This is a genomic window from Georgenia wutianyii (assembly GCF_006349365.1).
Taxonomy (GTDB): Bacteria; Actinomycetota; Actinomycetes; order Actinomycetales; family Actinomycetaceae; genus Oceanitalea; species Oceanitalea wutianyii.
The window spans coordinates 3,379,075-3,394,036 of the sequence record NZ_CP040899.1; the positions used below are offsets into that span (position 1 = coordinate 3,379,075).

The window sequence follows — 14,962 nt, forward strand, 5'->3', positions numbered from 1 at the left end:
CTAGGGGTATATCCTGGGCTGGAGCGAAAGGAGCCCGCATGGCCGGGTACAGCGGCACCAAGGAGGACTACGCCCGCCGTCTGCGACGGATCGAGGGCCAGGTCCGCGGCATCGCCCGCATGGTCGACGAGGACGTCTACTGCATCGACGTCCTCACCCAGATCTCCGCGGTGACCAAGGCCCTGCAGGCCGTGGGCATCGGGCTGGTCGAGGAGCACCTCGGCCACTGCGTCGTCGACGCCGCCCGCTCCTCCCACGAGGAGGGCGCCGAGAAGGTCCGCGAGGCGAGCGAGGCGATCGCCCGGCTCGTGCGCTCCTGACCGTCCGCACCCGCGGGCGGCACCACCCCTGAAGGAGAACCCCATGAGCACCGACCCCTCGCCCATCGACCGCACGACCGTGCTGGACGTCGAGGGCATGACCTGCTCCCACTGCGTGTCCGCGGTGACCAAGGAGCTGGAGGACGTCAAGGACGTCTCCACGGTCAGCGTCCTGCTGCGCAACGGCGGGACCTCGGAGGTCACCGTCGTGTCCGACGCCGTCCTGGACCAGGACGCGCTGCGCGCCGCCGTCGACGAGGCGGGCTACACGGTCACCGCCATCCACGTCGACAACTGAGCACCACCCCGCCCGAGGAGGCCCGCATGTCATCCCCGACCCAGACCAGTCCGTTCGGCGAGGTCGACCTCGCCGTCGAGGGGATGACCTGCGCCTCCTGCGTCAACCGGGTGGAGAAGAAGCTCAACGCCCTGCCCGGGGTGAGCGCCACGGTCAACCTCGCGACCGAGTCCGCCCACGTCACCCTCGAGGAGCCGGTCGCCGACGCCGACCTCCTCGCCGCCGTCGAGCGCGCCGGGTACGCGGGGTCGGTCACCCGTCGGCACACCGCCGACGACGAGCACGACGACGACGCGGACGAGCACGCCCTGGCCGGCCACGAGCACGGCGCGGGTGAGGACACCTCCTCCCCCGCCGAGCAGCGGCAGGCCGACCTGCGCCGTCGGCTGCGGGTCGCCGGGGCGCTCACCGTCCCGGTCGTCGCGCTGTCGATGCTCCCCGCGCTCCAGTTCCCCGGCTGGCAGTGGGTCGTCACGGCTCTCGCGCTGCCCGTCGTCACCTGGGGCGCCTGGCCGTTCCACCGCTCGGCCGTCAAGGCCGCGCGGCACGGGGCCTCGACGATGGACACGCTCGTCTCCCTCGGTGTCACCGCGGCGACGCTGTGGTCCCTGTGGGCCCTGCTCCTCGGCGGCGCCGGGGAGATCGGCATGCGGATGACCCCGAGCCTGTTCCCCGCGCAGGGAGCGGCCGGCGAGGTCGGCATGCCCGAGCTCTACTTCGAGGTCGCGGCGGTCGTCACGACCTTCCTCCTCCTCGGGCGCTACGCGGAGTCCCGCTCCCGACGGCGGGCCGGCGACGCGCTGCGCTCGCTGCTGTCGATGGGCGCGAAGGACGTCGCCGTCGTGCGCGTCGACGACGCCGGACGCCGCACCGAGGAGCGGGTGCCGGTCGAGCGGCTGCGGGTCGGGGACCTGTTCCTCGTGCGGCCCGGTGAGAAGGTGGCGACCGACGGCGTCGTCGTCGAGGGCTCCTCCGCCGTCGACACCTCGATGCTCACCGGCGAGCCCGTGCCGGTGGACGTCGCAGAGGGGGACGCCGTCACCGGCGCCACCGTCAACGCCTCGGGCCGCCTGCTCGTGCGCGCCACCCGGGTCGGTGAGGAGACGACGCTCGCGCAGATCGGACGCCTCGTCACCCAGGCGCAGACCGGCAAGGCCCCGGTCCAGCGCCTCGCCGACCGCATCTCGGCCGTCTTCGTGCCGGTCGTCATCGTCGTCGCGCTCGGCACGCTCGTCGTGTGGCTGATGTCCGGCGCCAACGCGCAGGCCTCGTTCACGGCGGCCGTCGCCGTCCTCATCATCGCCTGCCCGTGCGCGCTGGGGCTGGCCACGCCGACGGCGCTGCTCGTCGGCTCGGGCCGCGCCTCCCAGCTCGGCATCCTCATCAAGGGCCCGGAGATCCTCGAGTCCACGCGCCGGATCGACACGATGGTGCTCGACAAGACCGGCACGGTCACCGAGGGCCGCATGCGGCTCGCCGACGTGCGTCCGGCCGCCGACCGCGCCGAGCTGCTCCGGCTCGCCGGGGCGGTCGAGGCCGCGAGCGAGCACCCGATCGCCCAGGCCGTCGCCGCCGGGGCCGCCGCCGAGCTCGGCGACCTGCCCGCCGTCACCGACTTCGCCGGCCACGCCGGGCGCGGCGTCAGCGGTCGGGTCGAGGGCCGCGAGGTCCTCGTCGGGCGGCCCGCCTGGCTCGCCGAGCAGGGCGTCACCGTGCCCGACGACGTCGCCACGGACCACCACGAGGCCGAGCGCTCCGGCGCGACCGCCGTCGTCGTCGCGTGGGACGGGACCGCCCGCGGCGTCCTCGCCGTGCGCGACACGGTCAAGGCCACGTCGGCGCAGGCCGTCGCGCGGCTGCGCGAGCTCGGCGTGCGCCCGATCCTCCTCACCGGCGACAACCGCGCCGCGGCCGAGGCCGTCGCGGCGGAGGTCGGGATCCCGGCCGCGGACGTCATCGCCGAGGTGCTGCCGGAGGACAAGCTCGACGTCGTCGCCCGCCTCCAGGGCGAGGGCCGGGTCGTGGCGATGGTCGGGGACGGCGTCAACGACGCCGCGGCGCTTGCCCAGGCCGGGCAGCAGGGCCTGGGCCTGGCGATGGGCACCGGCACCGACGTCGCGATCGAGGCCAGCGACATCACGCTGGTGACCGGGGACCTGCGCGCGGCGCCGACGTCGATCTCCGTCTCCCGCGCCACGCTGCGGGTGATCAAGCAGAACCTGTTCTGGGCCTTCGCCTACAACGTCGCGGCGATCCCGCTCGCCGCGTTCGGGCTGCTCAACCCGATGATCGCGGGGGCGGCGATGGCCGCGAGCTCCGTCATCGTCGTCGCCAACTCCCTGCGCCTGCGCCGCGCGGGCTGACGCCGCGCTCCCGCAGACATCGCCGAGAGCTGGATCCCGCCCGGTGCACGATCCGGCTCTCGGCGGCGGAGGGGGTACGGCACCCGCGGCTAAGGCGCGCGTCCGCCGAGCGCCAGGGCCTCGTCGCACCACGCGACGAGGTGGGCGAGCGCCAGCCCGCGCTGGTGGAAGAGGCGACCGCTGTCGGCCGGCTGGTGGTAGGCGTGGTGCGCGTCCCGTCCGGCCTGCTCGAGCATGAGCGGCAGCAGCCAGGCGTACTTCACGCAGGAGGCGACCACGCCGAGCCGCAACTCACGCCGGTCTCCACGCCAGCCGCCCTCGCGCAAGCCCGTGAGGTAGGCAGCGAAACACGCGACGTCGAGCTCGCCGATCCGCTCGGCCGGCCAGAAGAGGTCGAAGACGGCGTCGGGAACATGGTTTCCCACGTCCTCACCGACGGCGCCGTCACCGGCGAACGCCCAGTCCAGCAGGACCACCTCGCCGGTCGGGCGGCGGATCTCGTTGCTGACCCAGACGTCGAGGTGGCAGCGGGTGCGGGGCAACCGCTCCATGAGGGTGAGCAGTTCAGCGCGGTGGGCGAGCAGGCGGCACCAGCCGTCGCGCAGGCCCGCCGGCCAGGTGTCGCGCACCAGCGGCCGGTCCCAGGCGGCGTCGTCGTCGAGGAGGTGCCACGGCACCTGCTTGCTGGCCGAGTACTCGCGGAGGAACCCGGCCGAGGCCCATCGCGCCCGGAGCGGCCCCTGCGCCTGCCAGCGGCCCAGCCCCGTGGCCACGGCGACGTGGTCGTCGAGGGTGAAGGCGGTCCCCGGCCGGCCCGTGACGTCCTCCAGCCACAGCACCGCTCCGCCGTCGTGCTCGGTGACCGTCGCGCCGGGCAGGTCCAGCCCGGTGTCGAGCAGGCTGCGGCGCAGGTCGGGGTCGCGGTAGACGTCCGCCTCCCGCCGCCAGTAGTTCCAGTGCCTGGGATCCTCGGACGCCGCCCAGGGATGGTCCGGAGGGCCGGCCGGCGCGCGCAGCTCCTTACGGACCAGCGTGCGCCCGCGCGCGTCACCGACCCGCTCGACGGCGGCGGTCACGGTGTTGAGCGGGTTGTGCCGCAGCACCTCGCGCCGCGAAGCGACGAAGTCCGGCAACCCGGCGTGCGTCACGGCCTGCCCCTCCCGTCCGACCAAGACCGTCGAGAGTACAGCCGCCCCCCGGTGAACTCCCCCGGTAATTGCGTGGACGGGCGGGCCGGAGCCAGGCCGGTCAGAAGGCGGGGACGACCTCGCCGGCGGGCCAGCGCTCCTCGATGAAGGCGCGCACCTCGTCCGAGCGCAGCGCCTCGTCGAGGGCGACGAGCGCCGGGTCCTCGACGTCCTCGCTGCGCACGGCCACGAGGTTGGCGAACGGGTTGCCCTCGCCGGACTCCAGGACGATGGCGTCCTCGGCGGGGTTGAGGTCGGCCTCGAGGGCGTAGTTGCCGTTGACGACGGCGGCGTCCAGGTCCTGCAGGCTGCGCACGAGCTGGGCGGCCTCGAGCTCGACGAGCTCGATGTCCTTCGGGTTGTCGGCGACGTCGAAGATCGTCGGGTCCTCGACGTCCGCGAGGGTGAACAGGCCCTCGGACTCGAGCAGCTCGAGCGCGCGCGCCTGGTTCGACGGGTCGTTCGGGACGCCGACCTGGGCGCCGTCGGGCAGCTCGTCCAGCGAGGTCACCGTCTCGGAGTAGATGCCGTAGGGCTCGATGTGGACGCCGTCGAAGTGGGCGAAGTCGTACCCCTTCTCGGCGACCTCGGCCTCGAAGTACGGCAGGTGCTGGAAGAAGTTCGCGTCGAGCTCACCCTCGGCGAGCTGGACGTTGGGCTGGACGTAGTCGGTGTACTCGATGATGTCGAGGGTGAAGCCGGCGTCCTCGGCGAGGTTCTCCTGGACGAACTCGAGGATCTCGGCGTGGGGGGTCGGGCTGGCACCGATGACGATCGTCGCGATGCCGCCGGACTCACCGGTGGCGGCGGCCGGCTCCTCCTCGGCGGTGTCGCCGCAGGCGGCGAGCGCGAGGGTGGTGACGGCGGCGAGCGCGGCGAGCAGCACGGGTCGGGTGGTGCGCATGGGTTGGGTCCTCTCGGTGGGGCTCAGCGGTGGTCGACGAGTCGCACGACCCGGTCCCCGAGCATCTGGATCAGCTGGACGAGCACGATGATCACGACGACGGTCACGACCATGACGTCGGTCTGGAAGCGTTGGTAGCCGTGGTTGACGGCGAGCGCACCGAGGCCCTCGGCCCCGAGCGCGCCGGCCATCGCGGAGTAGGAGATGAGCGTGATGACGGTGACGGTGACGCCGCCGACGAGCGCGGGCAGTGCCTCGCGGACGAGGACGCCGCCGACGATCCCGAGCCGGGAGGCACCGACCATCTGGGCCGCCTCGACCTTCCCCGGGGCCACCTCGCGCACCGCGTTCTCCACGAGCCGGGCGAAGAAGGGGATGGCGGCGACGGCGAGGGGGACGACGGCGGACCGCCACCCGTAGGTGGTCCCGGTGAGGAGCCGGGTGAGCGGCAGGATCGCGACCATGAGGATGATGAACGGGATCGAGCGCCCGACGTTGACGACGACGGACAGCACCGTGTTCAGCGCCGGCGCGGGGCGCAGGCCCCCGGGCGCGGTGACGACGAGCGCGAGGCCGAGCGGCAGGCCGAGGAGGATGGTGATGACGGTCGACAGCCCCGTCATGTAGAGGGTCTGGAGGGTCGCCTCGGGCAGCTGCTCGGTGATGACCCGGTTGGCGAGGGCGTCCTGCAGCCAGCTCACGGCGCCACCTCCTCGACGTGGACCCCGGCCGCGCGCAGCTCTCGCTGCGCGACGAGGGCGGCGGACACCGGGACGGACAGTCGCAGCCGGCCCACCCGGGTGCCGGCAAGGGTCTCGATGGTGCCGGCGGAGACGTCGGCCTCCTCGCCGAGCGCGGCGACGGCGGCGAGCACCCGGGCGGTGCTCACCTCACCGCCGAAGGACAGCTCGAGGGTGGCGCGGCCCTCCTCGCGCGGCTCGGGAGGCAGCGGGACGAGTGCGCGGGCCAGGCGGGTGCCGTGGTCACCGGCGACGACGTCGATCGGCCCGTGCTCGGCGACGCGGCCGTGGTCGAGGAGGCTGACCGAGTCGCACACCTCGCGGACGACGGCCATCTCGTGGGTGATGATGAGGACGGTGATCCCGAGCCGGTCGCGGACGTCGCGGATGAGCCCGAGGATCTGGCGGGTGGTGTCGGAGTCGAGCGCCGACGTCGGCTCGTCGCACAGGAGGACTGCGGGCTCGGCCGCCAGCGCGCGGGCGATGCCGACGCGCTGCTTCTGGCCGCCGGAGAGCTGGGCCGGGTAGGCGTCGGCCCGGTCGCCGAGCCCGACGAGCTCGAGCAGCTCGCGCACCCGCTCGTCGCGACGCTCGCGCGGCACGCGGGCGACCCGCAGCGGGTAGGCGACGTTGGCCGCCGCCGTGCGCGCCTCGAGCAGGTTGACGTGCTGGAAGACCATCCCGATGCGGCGCCGCTGGCGGCGCAGCTCCCGCTCACCGAGGCCGGCGAGCGGGACGCCGTCGATGCTCACGGTCCCGGAGGTCGGGCGCTCGAGGGCGGTGAGGCAGCGGACGAGGGTCGACTTGCCGGCCCCGGACTCCCCGACGATCCCGTGGATCGCGCCGCGCGGGACGTGGAGGTCGATGCCGTCGAGCGCGACGACCTCGCGGCCACCGCGGCTGCGGTAGACCTTGCGCAGGTCGGTCAGGCTGATCACGAGAGACGTCCTTCCATCGGTCCTGGCGGGAGCACCCGACGGATCGGGTTGCTGCAGCGTCGACGAGCCAGGTCTCTCGGCTGCTCTGGATGGTGGCCACATCGTAGGATCGCGAATCCGGGTCCTGGCAAGTGCGTCCGGCTGGCGAGACGTGCGTCTTGCCATCCGGGCGCCACCGGAGATGCCCGGCGAGCCGCCCCGCCCGCCTCCTGCTATAACCGCTTCATGCCGCCGCGCACCGACGCCCCGGCCCGCCGGCTGCGGACCGAGGTGTGGATCGTCCTCGGCCTGTCCCTCGGGCAGTCCGGGGTGTACGCCGTCGTCAACATCATCGCCCGCCTCACCGCCGAGGCGCCGCTGCGGCAGCAGACCACCGCGCTCAACCCCTCGCGCTCCCCGCGCCCCTACCTCGACCTCACCTACCAGCTGCTCAACATCGGGTTCGCGCTCGTGCCGGTCGCCCTCGCGCTCTTCCTCCTCAGCGAGCCCGGACGGCGCGCCACCAGCCGCATCGGTCTCACGTTCTCCCGCCCCTGGCGCGACCTCGCCGTCGGCGTCGGCCTCGCGGCGCTCATCGGGGTGCCCGGGCTCGGGGTGTACGCGCTGGGCCGCGCGCTCGGCATCACCGTCGAGGTGCAGGCCGCCACGCTCGACCAGTACTGGTGGACCGTCCCGGTGCTCATCCTCGCCGCGCTGAAGAACGCGCTCCTCGAGGAGGTCATCGCAGCCGGCTACCTCATCGAGCGGCTCGAGCAGCTCGGCTGGCGCCCCGCGTCGGTCGTCGCCGCGAGCTCGCTGCTGCGCGGTTCCTACCACCTCTACCAGGGCATCGGACCGGGCCTGGCCAACGTCGCCATGGGCGTCGTGTTCGCCGAGTACTACCGCAGACGACGGCGCACCATGCCGCTCGTCCTCGCCCACACGCTCATCGACGTCGTCGCCTTCGTCGGCTACTCGCTGCTGCCGGAGTCCGTGCTGCGGACCCTCGGACTCACCTGAACCGCCCGGAAAGGGCCACGCCCACCCGGCTCCCGCGTCTGCGCAGGCCGCACGTCCTAGAATCGGGCGCATGACGGAGCGGCCGGGCGACACCCGCACGCCCGCGCCCGGCGCCCCGGAGGCGCCCCGGCGCAAGGTGCTCCTCGTCGACCTCCCGGCCGTGCGCGTGCGCCGCCCGCGCGACCTCCTCGAGCTCGTCATGTCGGCGCTCGGGATCGGCGTCGTGCTCCTCCTCGCCGTCTACGCGCACGCGACGGCGATCGGGGTGACCGAGGACGTCCAGTCCGCCGCCGCGCTCGTCCTGCGCCAGATCCTGCTCCTGCCCGTCACGGTGCTCGAGGGTGTCGTCACCTTCTTCCTGCCGCTGTTCGTCGTCGCCATGCAGCTCGTGCGGCGCCGCTGGCGCTCGGTCCTCGAGGCGCTCGCCGCGGCCGTCGTCGCCTGGTCCCTCACGACCGCCGCGGTGTGGCTGCTCGACTCCTACGGGCCCAGCGCCCTGTCGGTCGGCCTGACGATCACGAGCGAGGGCGACAGCGTCATCGCGATGAACCCGCTCGTCGCCGCGCTCGCCGCACTCCTCACCGCGATGGGCCCGCGCGACCGGCGGCCCTCCGTGCGCTGGTCGTGGAACCTCCTGTGGGTCGTGCTCGCCCTCACCGTCATCCGCGGAGCACTCACCCTGCCCGGCGCCGTCGTCACCGTGCTCCTCGGCCGGCTCGTCGGGCTCGCCGGGCGCCTGCTCGTCGGGGTCTTCAACGAGCGCGCCGAGGGCATCGACCTCGTCCAGGGGCTGCGGCGGGCCGGGCTCGACGCCGTCCGCGTCGTGCGCCTCGACCCGCCCGAGGGCGGCGACGTGCGGGCATGGACCGTGACGACCTCCTCCCCCATCGGCTACACCGAGCACCTGGCGGAGAACGAGATCCTCGGCGAGGACCCCGACGCCGGCTGGCCGGTGACGACGCGCGCGTCCGACACGATCGTGCCCGACGTGCTCACCGACCCCCAGGCCGTCGTCCACGCCGCCGCCAGCCCGGGCGGGGTCAACCTCGACCCGGTGAGCGCCCACCGGGTGTACTCCGTGTGGGACACCGCCGGCCGCCGCTGGTACGTCACCATGCTCGACGGCGACCGGCAGGTCGTCGGCTACCTCTCCTCGCTGTGGTCGCGGATGCGCGTGCGCGGCCTGCGGCGGCGGCGCTCCGGCTCCCTGCGCGACGCCGCCGACCGCGCCGCCCTCCTCGCCTACGCCGTCGAGCGGGCCGGGGTGAACACCCCACCGCTCGTCGGGATGGCCGAGGCCCGCGACTCGATGATCATGGTGACGGCGCACATCGCCGGCGCCCGGCGCCTGTCCGACCTCACCGAGGAGGAGGTGAGCGACGAGCTGCTCGACGAGGTGTGGGACCAGCTGCGCACCGCCCACGCCGCCGGCCTGGCCCACCTCGACCTCACGGCCAACGCCGTCCTCGTCGGCAGCGAGGGCGACGTGTACCTCCTGGACTGGGAGAACGGGGAGATCGCCTCCACCGAGCTGTCCCGGCGCCTCGACCTCGCCCAGATGCTCGCGATCACCGCGACGAAGGTCGGGGAGGAGCGGGCCCTGGCGAGCGCGAGCCGGTGCCTGGGCAGCGACCAGCTCGCCTCCATCGCCCCGCTGCTCCAGCCGGTCATCCTCGCCCCGCACACCCGGGCGGCGGCCGGGAAGCCGCGCGAGCTGCTCAACTCCCTGCGCGCCCAGCTCGTCGACCAGCACCCGGACGCCGACGTCGAGCCGATCAACCTCGCCCGCTTCAGCGTCCGCACCGTCGTCATGGTGACGATCGCCGTCGTCGCGATCTGGCTGCTCCTCGGCACGCTGAACTTCGAGCAGGTGCTCGACGCCACCCGCAACGCCAACCCGTGGTGGCTCGGTCTGTGCTTCGGGCTCGGCCTGCTCACCTACGTCGGCAGCGCGATGGGGCTCGTCGCCTTCTCCCCGGAACGGGTCGGACTGTGGCGCACCACCCTCGTCCAGGTGGCGGCGGGCGTCGTCTCGCTCGTCGCCCCGGCAGGCGTGGGCCCCGCGGCGCTCAACCTCCGCTACCTCGTCAAGCAGCGGATCGCGACCCCGCTCGCGGTGGCGACCGTCGCCCTCGTCCAGGTCTCCCAGTTCGTCACGACGGTCGCGCTGCTCGCCGTCATCGCGCTCGTCACCGGCTCGGCCGGCACGCTGTCGGTGCCCTCCGGCGCGGTGACCGGGGTGGGCATCGTCGCCGTGCTCATCGTCGTCGTCGTGCTCGCCGTGCCGCCGGCGCGCAGCTGGCTGTGGCACAAGCTCGGCCCGACGCTCACCCAGGTGTGGCCGCGGGTGCTGTGGGTGGTCGGCAGCCCGAGCCGGCTGCTCATGGGCCTGGGCGGCAACGTCATCATGACCCTCGGCTACGTCGCCTCGTTCGGTGCCGCTCTCGCGGCGTTCGGCTACTCACTGCCGGTGACGACGCTGTCGATCACCTACCTCACGTCGAACACCGTCGGTGCGGCGGTGCCCTCGCCGGGTGGCATCGGGCCGGTGGAGGCCGCGCTCACCGGTGGTCTCACCGTCGCCGGGATCCCCGCAGGTGTCGCGTTCTCGGCGGCGCTCGTCTTCCGCGTCCTCACCTTCTGGCTGCGGGTGCCGCTCGGCTGGGCCGCACTGCGCCACCTCCAGCGCCACGGGGCGCTGTGAGCCCTGCGGGGGGCGTCGTCGGACGGACGGGCGGACGGCTGTGGCAGCCGTGGGCAGTGGCAGGGGTGGCCGGCGTCCTCTACGTCGTCGTCGGCGTGCTCCAGTGGCGCAGCCTCGAGGTGCCCTCGTGGGACCTGGCGATCTTCACCCAGCTCGCCAAGGCGTACGGCTCGTTCAGCGCGCCGATCGTGCCGATCAAGGGGGACGGCTTCAACCTGCTCGGCGACCACTTCCACCCGATCCTCGTCCTCCTCGGGCCCGTCTACGCGCTGTTCCCCTCCGGCCTCACCCTGCTCGTCGTCCAGGCGCTGCTCGTCGCGGTCTCCGCCTGGCCGCTCACCGCGCTCGCGGTGCGGCGGCTCGGACCGGTCCCCGGCACCGTCCTCGGGGCGCTGTACGTGCTGTCCTACGGCATCCAGGGGGCGGTGCGCACCCAGTTCCACGAGGTCGCCTTCGCCCTGCCGCTGCTCGCGTTCGGGCTGTGCGCACTCCTCGAACGGCGCTGGCGCGCGGCGGCGTTGTGGCTCGCGCCGGTGGTGTTCGTCAAGGAGGACCTCGGGCTGCTCGTCGCCGTCCTCGGGCTGGTCATGTGGTGGCGGGGGGCCCGGCGCGCGGGCCCGGGCCTCGCGCTGTGGGGGGCCGCCTGGTTCGCCCTCGCGACGGCGGTCATCCTGCCCGCCCTCAACCCGCGCGGGCAGTACGACTACGCCGACAGACTCACGGTCGGGGACGTGCTCGGCGACCCACTCGGGACGCTCGCCGCCGTCCTCGGCCCGGGCGAGAAGGTCGTCACGGTGCTGCTGCTCGTCGCCGCGGCGGGCGTCCTCGGGGTGCGCTCCCCGATCCTGCTCGCGGCGCTCCCCACCCTCGCCTGGCGCTTCCTCGGTGACGTGCCCTTCTACTGGACGTGGGGCTGGCACTACGACGCCGTCCTCATGCCGCTCGCCGTCGCCGCGATGCTCGACGCGCTCGGCCCCCGGCCCGTCGACGATGCCGCCGACCCGCCGCCGGCCGTGGTCCAGCGCCGGCGCACCGCCCTCGCGCTCGGTGCGGCCGGCCTCGGCGTCCTGCTCACCGCGCCGGGCCTGCCGGTCGCCGACCTCCTCGACGGGGAGACCTGGCGCCCGTCCCCGCGCGCGGAGGCGGCCCGCGCGGTGCTCGACACCGTGCCCGACGGCGCCACCGTGGCCAGCGACATCGGCCTGCTCGCCCGTCTCGTGCCGACGACGACGGCGCTGTGGTCGGGCACGCCGGACAACCCGGCCCCGGACTACTACGTCATCGACCAGGAGGGCTCGACGTGGGGCGGGTCCCCTCCCCCGGACGCCGCCGCCCACGCCGAGCTCAAGCACCCGGGGACCGACTACGAGATCGTCCTCGACACCGGCGGCTACCAGGTCGCCCGCCGCGTCGACGGCGGCTGAGCGGCCGGCAGGTCCCGGACGGCGCGTCCACCGCGCGACCACGCGTGCCTACGATGGCGGGCATGACCTTCGCCGCCGCCTTCCGTCGTGCCCGCGCCGTCGTCGCCGGGCTGCTCCTGCTCACCCTCGCGGTCCTCGTCGCGCCCGCCGCGCAGGCCCACGACATGCTCATCGACTCGCGTCCCGCCGCCGGTGAGGTGCTGAGCGAGGCACCGGACGCGGTGGTGCTCACCTTCAACAACCCGCCGCTCGCGGTCGGTTCGGCGATCACGGTCGTCGACGCCTCCGGGGCGACGGTCGCGCAGGGAGAGGGGACGGTCGAGGGCGCCGAGGTCCTGCTGCCGCTCAGCGAGCCGCTGCCCTCGGGTGACCTCGAGGTGCGCTGGCGGGTGGCCTCCAGCGACGGCCACCCGATCGAGGGCACCATCGCCTTCACGCTCGACGCGCCGGCGGCCCAGCCCACTGCGAGCGCGGCGCCCACCGCCGAGCCGGCCGCCACGCCCGAGCCGACGACGGCCGAGCCGGCCGCGGCCCCGACCGCCGAGGCCGAGGAGACCGGCCTGGCCGGGTTGCCGACGTGGCTCAAGGTCGCCGTCGGCGTCGCGGCGCTCGGCGCCGTGGCCGGGCTCGTCGTCCTCGTCGCGAGGCGGCTGCGCGAGGACCGCCTCTGACCGCCGCGGCTGCGACTCTCCTCACACCGCAGGCCAGCGCCATGATCAAGAACTCTCGATAATCCGCGGGGAGGACGGGCGGGCGGCCGGAAATCACCGCGCGCCGGGGTGACCGTCGGGTTTACCGTCAGAGACATGACACGTCGACTCATCCTTCCCGCCGTCCTCCTGATCGGACTGGCCGGGTGCAGCTCCACCACCTCCGACGACGACGCCACGAGCGCCGAGACGACGACCGCCACCGAGCAGACCGTCGAGCAGGAGACCTGCGCCGGCTTCTACGAGGGCACCGGCACGCCCCTCGCCGAACGCGCCACCAACGCCCGCGCCGCCCTGAGCGGCGGTGAGGTCGTGGACGCCGCGACCTACACCGAGATCAACGCCCTCGAGCAGCGCATCACCGAGCTCGGCCGCGACGCCCCCGAGGAGATGGTCACGCTCCTCGAGGAGGTCAACGCCCCGTTCACCGAGGCCGTGGCGACCGTCAACGAGTCGCGCACCGCCGAGGTCCCCGAGGGCGAGGAGCCCGCGTTCCCCGACCTCACCCAGATCGACGTCACCGCCTCGGAGACCGCGCAGGGCGAGCTCGAGACCGTGTGCGCCGACGCCGGCTACGGCGACTGACCCACCGCACCGTCAGGGCGCACCGCCGCCGCCTCCAGGACGTCCTCCCGCAGCCCGTCGGGCTCGCCGGGGTGGGCGATCGTCCAGGCGGCGGCGGTCGCCGCGTAGTGCATGGCCGCCCGCGGGTCGCAGCCCCGGGCGAAGACGCAGTGGGCCAGCGCCGCGAAGTACGTCGCGCCCAGCCCGGCCGGCCGGGCGCCCGGCCCCAGGTCCCGGGCCCGCACCTCCACGACGTCGGGCGAGTCGCGCGCCATCCCGATGGCGCCCCGGCTGCCGAGGGTGACGACGACGAGCCGGGCGGCCGACCGTCGCCGCCAGGAGCGCAGCAGCTCGAGCTCGTCGACGCGTGGGTCGTGACCCATGACGAGGAGGTCGGCCCCGAGGTAGCACTGCTGCCCGAGGACGGGCGCGGTGGTCGTCGTCCCCAGCCCGGCGGCGACCGGCACGCCCGCCCCCTGCGCCGCGGCGATGAGGGCGGCGCTCGGCAGCACGCCGTCGACGACGAGGAGGTCGCACGTCGCCAGGGCGCCGAGGTCGAGCTCGACGCTCGCCGTGCGCGCCTCCCCCAGGTCGCGACTGATCTGCTGGAGCCCCGTTCCGTCCTTGAGGACGACGGCGCGCGGTGAGCGCGGCAGGGAGCGCGGGCACATCGCGGAGTTGATCCCGAAGCGGTAGGCCGCGGCGTCGACCGCGAGCGCGTCGGCGTCCTCCCCCAGCGGGGCGGCGAGGTAGACCTCGTTCCCGAGCGTCGCCAGCGTCCGCGCGGCGGTGAACCCCGAGCCGCCGACCGACATCGAGATCGGGACGTCGCGCACGGGCCGGTAGGGCACGGGGAAGCACTCGACCGCGAGCGCTGTCACGGTGTAGGCCATGCCGACGACGACCGCTCTCATGGATGCCCCTCCATCCGGTCCGCGTCCTTGCGGGACCTGCCTGGGGAAGCGTAACCGCCAGCCGTGCGCGCGCACGTCGGGCGGAGGGGCGAACCTGCTGGCCGGAGGACGGACCGTGACGGGCCGAAGGTCGGACGGCGCGGTCGTCCGATCAGGTCCCTCCCTGGGCGGCGATGACCGCGGCCTCGGCGGCCGCCAGGTGCGGGTCGAGGTAGCGCCCGCCGCGGTGGAGCGGGGTGAGGTCCGGGGCCAGCTCGTAGACCAGCGGGCGGGCGTTGGGCAGGTTGAGGTCGCGCAGCTCCTCGGGTGACAGGTCGTCGACGAGCGCGCACAGGGCGCGCAGGGAGTTGCCGTGCGCGACGACGAGGACCGTGCGCCCGGCCCGCAGCGCCTGCCCGAGCGCCCCGGTCCACAGCGGGCGGACCCGCTCGACGACGTCGGCGAGGGACTCGGTGGGCGCCAGCGCCTCGGGCGGCAGGCGGTCGAACGGGGGCAGCGTGCGCCACAGCGCGACGGTCTCCTCGGGCAGCGGGTCCGGGCGACCGTCGAAGGAGCGGCGCCAGTGGAGGAAGAGGTCCTGGCCGTACCGCTCGGCGACCTCCCGCTTGCCGTAGCCGGTCAGCGCCCCGTAGCTGCGCTCGTTGAGCCGCCAGTCGCGCACGATCTCCCCGCCGACGGCCGCTGCGACGATCTCGGCCGTGTGCCACGAGCGGACGAGCTCGGAGGCGAGGACGACGTCGGGGCGCCAGCCCGTGGAGCGGACGCGCTCCGCCGCCTCGCGACAGCTCTGCTCACCGTGGGGGGTGAGGCCGACGTCGAGGATCCCGGTGAACAGGCCGAGGGCGTTCGCGGCGCTCTCGCCGTGGCGCAGGAGCATGAGGGTGGACACCGGACAAG

At 74.2% G+C, this 14,962-nt stretch carries 14 protein-coding genes and 1 riboswitch; of the genes, 8 read left to right on the forward strand and 6 right to left on the reverse strand.

Annotated elements, in window-relative coordinates; translation table 11 throughout:
* Positions 1-38: 38 nt before the first annotated feature.
* From FE251_RS15010 to FE251_RS15020, 3 genes are read left to right on the forward strand one after another with little or no spacing between them, the layout of a single operon-like run.
* Positions 39-320 (forward strand): metal-sensitive transcriptional regulator, encoded by a 282-nt coding sequence (locus FE251_RS15010; protein WP_139072311.1) that lies wholly within the window; start codon positions 39-41, stop codon positions 318-320.
* 43 nt (positions 321-363) lie between these two features.
* Positions 364-618: a heavy-metal-associated domain-containing protein gene (locus FE251_RS15015; protein ID WP_139949173.1), complete on the forward strand. Its 255-nt coding sequence runs from the start codon at positions 364-366 to the stop codon at positions 616-618.
* Positions 619-644: 26 nt separating this feature from the next.
* Positions 645-2,981, forward strand: coding sequence for a heavy metal translocating P-type ATPase (locus FE251_RS15020; RefSeq protein WP_139949174.1), 2,337 nt, complete (start codon positions 645-647; stop codon positions 2,979-2,981).
* Between the two features lie 89 nt (positions 2,982-3,070).
* Here FE251_RS15020 and FE251_RS15025 read toward each other — a convergent pair whose 3' ends face one another.
* The 4 genes from FE251_RS15025 to FE251_RS15040 form a co-directional block, all read right to left on the reverse strand.
* Positions 3,071-4,153: a hypothetical protein gene (locus FE251_RS15025; protein ID WP_223147549.1), complete on the reverse strand. Its 1,083-nt coding sequence runs from the start codon at positions 4,151-4,153 to the stop codon at positions 3,071-3,073.
* 76 nt (positions 4,154-4,229) lie between these two features.
* Positions 4,230-5,072, reverse strand: coding sequence for a MetQ/NlpA family ABC transporter substrate-binding protein (locus FE251_RS15030; protein ID WP_139949175.1), 843 nt, complete (start codon positions 5,070-5,072; stop codon positions 4,230-4,232).
* A 23-nt stretch (positions 5,073-5,095) separates the two neighbouring features.
* Complete coding sequence (locus FE251_RS15035; RefSeq protein WP_230976463.1) at positions 5,096-5,773, reverse strand: methionine ABC transporter permease; 678 nt, start codon at positions 5,771-5,773, stop codon at positions 5,096-5,098.
* Positions 5,770-6,750 carry a methionine ABC transporter ATP-binding protein gene (locus tag FE251_RS15040; RefSeq protein ID WP_139949176.1) on the reverse strand — a complete coding sequence of 327 codons (981 nt, stop codon included), beginning with the start codon at positions 6,748-6,750 and terminating at the stop codon, positions 5,770-5,772. Before FE251_RS15040 ends, FE251_RS15035 begins: the two co-directional genes overlap by 4 nt.
* A 10-nt stretch (positions 6,751-6,760) precedes the next feature.
* Positions 6,761-6,846, reverse strand: a riboswitch (SAM riboswitch).
* A 129-nt stretch (positions 6,847-6,975) separates the two neighbouring features.
* On the opposite strand from FE251_RS15040, the gene FE251_RS15045 reads away from it, so the two are divergent.
* From FE251_RS15045 to FE251_RS15065, 5 genes are all read left to right on the forward strand, one after another.
* A complete protein-coding gene (locus FE251_RS15045; RefSeq protein WP_139072307.1) occupies positions 6,976-7,749 on the forward strand; it encodes a CPBP family intramembrane glutamic endopeptidase in 774 nt (257 codons plus the stop codon).
* A 70-nt stretch (positions 7,750-7,819) separates the two neighbouring features.
* Positions 7,820-10,453 carry a lysylphosphatidylglycerol synthase transmembrane domain-containing protein gene (locus tag FE251_RS15050; RefSeq protein WP_139072306.1) on the forward strand — a complete coding sequence of 878 codons (2,634 nt, stop codon included), beginning with the start codon at positions 7,820-7,822 and terminating at the stop codon, positions 10,451-10,453.
* Positions 10,450-11,877, forward strand: a complete 1,428-nt coding sequence (locus FE251_RS15055; RefSeq protein WP_139949177.1) for a DUF2079 domain-containing protein — start codon at positions 10,450-10,452, stop codon at positions 11,875-11,877. Before FE251_RS15050 ends, FE251_RS15055 begins: the two co-directional genes overlap by 4 nt.
* Before the next feature lie 62 nt (positions 11,878-11,939).
* Positions 11,940-12,548 (forward strand): copper resistance CopC family protein, encoded by a 609-nt coding sequence (locus tag FE251_RS15060; RefSeq protein ID WP_168202759.1) that lies wholly within the window; start codon positions 11,940-11,942, stop codon positions 12,546-12,548.
* 135 nt (positions 12,549-12,683) lie between these two features.
* Positions 12,684-13,172, forward strand: a complete 489-nt coding sequence (locus FE251_RS15065) for a hypothetical protein (RefSeq protein WP_139949178.1) — start codon at positions 12,684-12,686, stop codon at positions 13,170-13,172.
* Here FE251_RS15065 and FE251_RS15070 read toward each other — a convergent pair.
* Both FE251_RS15070 and FE251_RS15075 read right to left on the reverse strand, forming a co-directional pair.
* Positions 13,160-14,065 (reverse strand): carbohydrate kinase family protein, encoded by a 906-nt coding sequence (locus tag FE251_RS15070; RefSeq protein ID WP_139949179.1) that lies wholly within the window; start codon positions 14,063-14,065, stop codon positions 13,160-13,162. The two genes, FE251_RS15065 and FE251_RS15070, sit on opposite strands and share 13 nt — an antisense overlap.
* A gap of 151 nt (positions 14,066-14,216) precedes the next feature.
* A complete protein-coding gene (locus FE251_RS15075; RefSeq protein ID WP_230976464.1) occupies positions 14,217-14,954 on the reverse strand; it encodes a 2,3-bisphosphoglycerate-dependent phosphoglycerate mutase in 738 nt (245 codons plus the stop codon).
* Positions 14,955-14,962 lie beyond the last annotated feature (8 nt).